We start from the raw sequence: 2,008 nt of genomic DNA on the forward strand, positions 1-2,008 counted from the left end.
CGTGCAGCCCGAGATCGAGTGCGGCCGCGCTTCCGGAGGCGGTGAGGATGTCGCCGTCGTCCACGAACAGCACGTCCGGCTCCAGGCGGACGGAGGGGAACCGGGCCCGGAAGGAGTCCGCCCACTGCCAGTGCGCGGTGGCCCGGCGGCCGTCGAGCACTCCGGCCTCGGCCAGGGTGAAGGCGCCGCTGCAGAAGCCGACCAGGCGGGCGCCGCGCGCGTGCGCCCGCCGCACGGCGTCGAGCACGGCGGGCCGGCGGGGCACCTCGACGTCGGGGCGGTTGGGGACGATGAGGGTGTCCGCCGTGTCGGCCGCCTCCAGCCCGGCCACCCCCGTGAGCGTGAAGAACCCGTCGCGCATCAGCGTGCGCGGCGCGGGGGAGCAGAGCGCGAAGTCGTAGAGGTCACGGCCGATCTCCGGCCTGCGCAGGCCGAAGACCTCGGTCGCGCAGCCCAGTTCGAAGGGGTTGGAGTTCTCGTCGACGATCACGACGACCCGGTGCGAGGATTCTTTCGGCATGTGCGATTCCTAGCACTCACCCCGGACGTGCGGAACGGCGCAGCATGGGCCCATGACCCACGAACCCGTTTCCCTGGACCAGGCCCTGGCCTCCTTCGACGCCCTGTGGAGCCCCCGCATCGTCACCCGCGTCAACGACTACGACGTCCGCGTCGCCAAGGTCGAGGGCGAACACCTCTGGCACGCCCACGACCACACCGACGAGTTCTTCCTGGTCCTCGACGGAGAGCTGCGCATCTCCCTGCGCGAGCCCGGCGGGGAGCGCACGGTCGTACTCCCGCGCGGGGCGGTCTTCACCGTCCCCCGGGGCACGGAGCACAAGCCGCACGCGCCGTCGGGCGCGGCCATCCTCATGTTCGAACCCGCCGGGACGCCGACCGTGGGCGACCGCCACGACGAGGTCCCGGACCACGTGGACGCCACGACCGGGCATCCGCTCAGCGGCTGAGGCCGACTGGGGCCGGCTGGGGGTCGCTCGTGCGAGCGACCGGGAGCAACCTCGCGAAAACCGGCCGCACCGGCCGCCTTGTTGCCTTGGGCGGGGCTGGCTACAGTCTGATGTTACACGTGTAACTCGGACAGGGGTCGCGTGCAGCTCCACGTGAAAGGGCCGCAATGACGCATTCGCTCCCGGTCGAGCCCGACCTGACCTGGCCGCCCCCTCCCTTCCTGGCGCCCGTGCCGCCCGTGGTCGCCGAGGACGGCGTCCGCCGCTTCGACGGGGTCACCTACGCCACCCGGCCGGGCTACCGGCCGCGGCTGCTGGACGTCCAGGTGCCCGCCACCGCGCGGGGCCCCGTCCCGGCCGTGGTCTGGATCCACGGCGGCGGCTGGCTGGAGGGTGACCGGCGCTACCCGCCGCCGACGGTCCCCGCCGCGCTGCTGCACGGCGCCGTGCTGGGGGCCGGGCTGGCCCTGGTCGCCATCGACTACCGGCACAGCCTCGAAGCGCCCTTCCCGGCGCAGCTGCACGACGTGAAGGCCGCGATCCGCTACGTCCGGAAGTTCGCCGGCGCCTTCGGCGTCGACCCGGACCGCATCGCGGTCTGGGGCGAGTCCGCGGGCGGCCACCTCGCCGCCCTGGCGGGTCTGACCGGTCCCCACACCCCCGGCGCCGACGCCCTGGAGGGCACCGAGGGCGTAGGCGCCGGCGACACCTCGGTACGGGCCGTCGTCGACTGGTACGGCGTCTCCGACCTGGCCGCCCTGCGCGAGCACCCCATGCCGCCGATGCCGCCGGGCGTGGAGTACCCGGACCCCTACGAGGCGCTGCTGGGCGGCACCGAGGGGGCGCGACCGGACGCGGCCCGTGCGGCGAGCCCGGTGACGTACGCCCGGCTCGCCGCCGAGGGAGCCGAGGGAGCCGAAGGAGCCGGCGCGGCCGGTGCCCCCGGCGCGCCGCCCTTCCTGCTGGTCCACGGCACCCGGGACGGCCTGGTCCCCTACAGCCAGAGCGAGGCGCTCGACGCGGCGCTGCGCGAGGCCGGC

General features: G+C 74.8%; 3 protein-coding genes. 2 read left to right on the plus strand and 1 reads right to left on the minus strand.

Going from position 1 to position 2,008, the window contains the following annotated elements:
* A partial coding sequence (locus SSNG_RS32135) for an AraC family transcriptional regulator (RefSeq protein WP_007268115.1) occupies positions 1-520 on the minus strand: 520 nt, incomplete at its 3' end.
* 52 nt (positions 521-572) lie between these two features.
* Between SSNG_RS32135 and SSNG_RS32140 the strand changes: the two genes are divergently transcribed.
* On the plus strand, positions 573-968 hold the full coding sequence (locus SSNG_RS32140) for a cupin domain-containing protein (protein ID WP_007268116.1): 396 nt from the start codon (positions 573-575) through the stop codon (positions 966-968).
* 167 nt (positions 969-1,135) lie between these two features.
* A partial coding sequence (locus SSNG_RS32145) for an alpha/beta hydrolase (protein WP_042802494.1) occupies positions 1,136-2,008 on the plus strand: 873 nt, incomplete at its 3' end.

The sequence above is a fragment of the Streptomyces sp. C genome (assembly GCF_000158895.1).
GTDB classification, from domain to species: domain Bacteria; phylum Actinomycetota; class Actinomycetes; order Streptomycetales; family Streptomycetaceae; genus Streptomyces; species Streptomyces racemochromogenes.

Bases quoted from the DNA above. Each gene is read 5' to 3' on its own strand.
- SSNG_RS32140 (WP_007268116.1), top strand. From the start codon at position 573: ATGACCCACGAACCCGTTTCCCTGGACCAGGCCCTGGCCTCCTTCGAC.